Annotated in this window: 5 protein-coding genes and 1 pseudogene; all 6 read left to right on the top strand. The window is 73.0% G+C overall.

Features of this window, described 5'->3' with window-relative positions; translation table 11 throughout:
• The coding region (locus GTW08_RS24815; RefSeq protein ID WP_202417651.1) for a laccase domain-containing protein at positions 1-97 on the top strand (97 nt) is incomplete at its 5' end.
• 73 nt (positions 98-170) lie between these two features.
• The gene (locus GTW08_RS24810; protein ID WP_346009967.1) at positions 171-920 is read left to right on the top strand and encodes a YggS family pyridoxal phosphate-dependent enzyme; all 750 of its coding nucleotides are present in this window, start codon (positions 171-173) and stop codon (positions 918-920) included.
• A 128-nt stretch (positions 921-1,048) separates the two neighbouring features.
• Positions 1,049-1,798, top strand: coding sequence for a cell division protein SepF (gene sepF / locus GTW08_RS24805; protein WP_073573918.1), 750 nt, complete (start codon positions 1,049-1,051; stop codon positions 1,796-1,798).
• A gap of 15 nt (positions 1,799-1,813) precedes the next feature.
• A complete protein-coding gene (locus GTW08_RS24800; RefSeq protein WP_062404554.1) occupies positions 1,814-2,098 on the top strand; it encodes a YggT family protein in 285 nt (94 codons plus the stop codon).
• A gap of 47 nt (positions 2,099-2,145) precedes the next feature.
• Positions 2,146-3,000 (top strand): DivIVA domain-containing protein, encoded by an 855-nt coding sequence (locus GTW08_RS24795; RefSeq protein WP_073573917.1) that lies wholly within the window; start codon positions 2,146-2,148, stop codon positions 2,998-3,000.
• An 88-nt stretch (positions 3,001-3,088) separates the two neighbouring features.
• Positions 3,089-3,753, top strand: a pseudogene (locus tag GTW08_RS24790) (hypothetical protein); the annotation flags it as partial.

Genomic DNA, 3,753 nt, shown 5'->3' with positions numbered 1-3,753 from the left:
CCCGCGCTGCACCGTCGAGGACCCGGACCTGTTCAGCCACCGCCGCGACGGCCGCTGCGGCCGCCAGGCCGGGATCACCTGGCTCGACCCGCGCTGACCGGCGGCCCGGTCCGGCGATCCACGCCACGCGGGGCTCGCGGGCGCCCCCGCGGGCGGGAACGATGGACGCCGTGTCCGATCCCCGCACCCCCACCGCCGACCGTGTCGGCGAACTGACCGACCGACTGGCCGCCGTCCGCGAGCGGGTGGCCGAGGCCTGCCGCGCCGCCGGCCGCGACCCCTCCGATGTCGGGCTGCACGCCGTCACCAAGACGATCCCGGCCGCCGACGTGGCCGCGCTGGTCGACCTCGGGCTGGACGCCTTCGCCGAGAACCGCGCGCAGGAGGCGGCGTCCAAGGTGGACGAGGTCCGGGCGCTGCGCCCGGACGCCTCCCCGGACTGGTTCTTCGTCGGCGGACTGCAGCGGAACAAGGTACGGACGGTGCTCCCGTGGGTGACACGGATCGACTCCGTCGACTCGCCCCGGCTGGCCCGCGCGATCGACAAGGAGGTCGCGAAGGCCCGCGACGCGGGGGAGCGCGGCGGCCCGCTGCCGGTGCTCGTGCAGTACAGCGTCGACGGCGACGCCGACCGCGGCGGCGTCGCCCCGGAGGGGCTCGTCGAGCTGACGGACCTGGTCAGGGAGCTGCCGGGGCTGGAACTGGCCGGGCTGATGGCCGTCGCGCCGCTGGGCTGGGAGCCCGATGCGGCGTTCGAGCGGATCGCCGAGGCGCACCGGGAGACCGTCGGGCGGCACCCCGGGGCGACGGTCCTGTCCGCCGGGATGAGCGGGGACCTGGAGTCGGCGATCGGTCACGGATCGACGGTGGTGCGTGTCGGTACGGCCCTTGTGGGGGATCGGCGGATAGCCTCCGAGTAATCGCTGGTGGGTGTGGGTACTGAGCAGGTGGCGGAGACCGCACCGTCGGCGAGACCGTCGCCAGAACGCGGGGTGCGCGTGCGGTTGGGACGCGTACGGAGTCGAGCAGTACTGCGAGGGGACAGCGGATGAGCGCGATGTACCGGCTGAAGGCGTACTTCGGCATGGTCCCGGCCGACGAGATGGACTATGTGGACGAACCGGATCACTACCGGGGCGGCCACGAGCACCACGCCGGCCCGCGCGGTGACCGTTGGTCCGCCGGGGCCGGTCGGTTCGCCGACCAGGCGTCCTACGACGGCGACCGCTACGAGACCGCGGTCCGCTACGAGGACGGATGGGGCGCCCGCCCGGCGCGGGAGGCACTCCGTCCGGCGCGCGCCGTGCGGCAGGATCCGCGCGGCGAGCGGGAGACGCTCGGGCTGGTCCCGGAGCGCGGGAACCTTCCCACTCCCCTCGGAGGCGGCCCCGGAGCGGCCGTCCGCGGGGCGCTGGCGATGGACCCGGAGACCCTCCGGGGTCCGGCACGCGAGGAGCGGAACGAGCCCGTCGTGGCCCCCGCGCCGGTGCCGGAGCAGCGCGACCGGGCGGCCGCGGGACCGGCGTCGATCACGACGCTGCACCCCCGCAGCTACAACGAGGCCCGCACCATCGGTGAGCGCTACCGCGACGGTGTGCCCGTCATCATGAACCTCACGGATCTGGACGGCGCGGCAGCGAAACGCCTGGTGGACTTCGCCGCGGGCCTGGCGTTCGCCCTGCGCGGGAGCATCGACAAGGTCACCGATCGGGTGTTCCTTCTCACGCCGGCCGACGTCGAGGTCTCCGCGGACGACGCGCGGAGGCTCGCCGAGCGCGGAGCTTTCCGACAGGATTGAGTCGTGGCCGACCCGATCCTGACGCTGATCTATTACGTCCTGTTCTTCTTCTGGCTGCTGCTCGCGGCCCGCATCGTCGTCGAGATGGTCCGGTCGTTCGCGCGCCAGTGGCGACCCGCCGGAGCGCCCGCCGTGGCGCTCGAGGTCGTCTTCACCGTGACCGACCCTCCGGTCAAGTTGCTGCGGAGAGTGATCCCCGTGGTCCGTATCGGAGGCGTAGGACTGGACCTGTCGATTATGGTTCTGTTGCTGGTGGTGTTCATCTCGATGAGCGCCGTCAGATCACAGCTCCTGGGATGAGCCCCAGTCACCCGGGAGTGCCGCCGAGGACCGCATGAGGTGATCCGATGCCGCTGACGCCCGCCGACGTTCATAACGTCGCGTTCAGCAAACCCCCGATCGGGAAGCGGGGTTACAACGAGGACGAGGTCGACGCCTTCCTCGATCTGGTCGAGGCCGAACTGGCCCGGCTGATCGGGGAGAACGACGACCTGCGCGACCAGGTCGCGCAGCTGGAGCAGCGTCTCGGCGATGCCGAGGCCGACCTGGAGGAGGCACGGAGCCAGCCGGCTCCGGCGCAGACCCAGGCCCTGGCCGCCTCCCCGTCGCCGATGGGCCGTGGTGCGGGTGCTCCCGCTCCGCAGCTGGCCGGTGCCGGCCCCGCCGATGCCGACGGCGGTGACCACCACGTGCAGGCCGCCAAGGTCCTGGGCCTCGCCCAGGAGATGGCGGACCGCCTGACCGCGGAGGCCAAGAACGAGGCCGACACGATGCTGTCGGACGCCCGGAACAAGTCCGAGCAGCTCCTGTCGGACGCCCGGACGAAGGCCGACGGCCTGGTCAACGACGCGCGCTCGCGTGCCGAGACCATGCTCAACGACGCCCGCACGCGGGCCGAGACGCTCGAGCGCCAGTCGCGCGAGAAGGCGTCCGGCCTGGTCAGTGAGGCCGAGCGCAAGCAGAACGAGATCATGGGCGCCATCCAGCGCGACAAGTCCGTTCTGGAGAAGAAGATCGACGAGCTCCGGACCTTCGAGCGGGAGTACCGCACCCGTCTGAAGACCTACCTGGAGTCGCAGCTGCGTGACCTGGAGGGTCGCGGTTCGGCTGCCCCGTCGGACGGCACCGGTGCCACCAGGTCGGGCTCGAACGGCGGGTACGCCGCCTCCGGGTACGGCCAGCGGGCCGACACCGGGAGCTGACCGCCCCACGGCGCCTCCGAGGTGCCGGGGACGACCGACGACGACCGGGTAGCGGACAGGTGCCGCTGCCGACCGACGGAGTTCGCCGATGCTGGTGCTGGTCCTGATCCTCGTGGTCATCGCGCTGGTGCTGCTGCTCGCAGGATGGTTCCTGCACGTGGTGGCACTGGCGTGGACATCGGTGGTCATCAGCCTGATCGCGGGCCTGGTGCTCGCCTACGACTGGTGGCAGACCCGTGCCGCGGTGAAGGCCGGTGACCGGGCGGAGGCCGACGCCTCCGGTCGTGGCACCGGTGCCCCCGCGGCGCCGGACCGGGCCGACCGGGCCGACATGGAGGCGCGCTACGGCGCCGACATGGAGCCCGCGACGCAGGTCCTGCCGGTCGTCCGGCCGGACAGCGGCGCGGCCTCGGGTACGCCCGAGGCGGCGCAGAACGCGACCGACCAGACCATCCAGATGCCGGTTGTCAGGCCGTCCGGCTCTGCGGAGGGACCGCCCGGCGCATCTCGATCGGGTGGACTTTCGTCACGCACGGTGACTGAATCCGGTGCCGAGGACGAGGCCGACCCGAGTGGGGTGGCCGCGTCGCACGCGGGCGCCCCGGCGGGACCGGACGGGGAGGACGGTGCGGGTCGTGGCGGCGACCCGGCACGGTCCGACCCAGGCGAACCCGGCACCGCGGAACCGCCCGCCGAGGCGACGACGCGGGCGACGGACTCGCGGCCGACCGGAACCGACGCCGCCGGCACGAC

Source organism: Pseudonocardia sp. SID8383, assembly GCF_009864975.1.
Lineage (GTDB): Bacteria > Actinomycetota > Actinomycetes > Mycobacteriales > Pseudonocardiaceae > Pseudonocardia > Pseudonocardia alni.
Note: the sequence above shows the minus strand (reverse complement) of the source record. Positions and strands in the feature narration are given on the sequence as shown.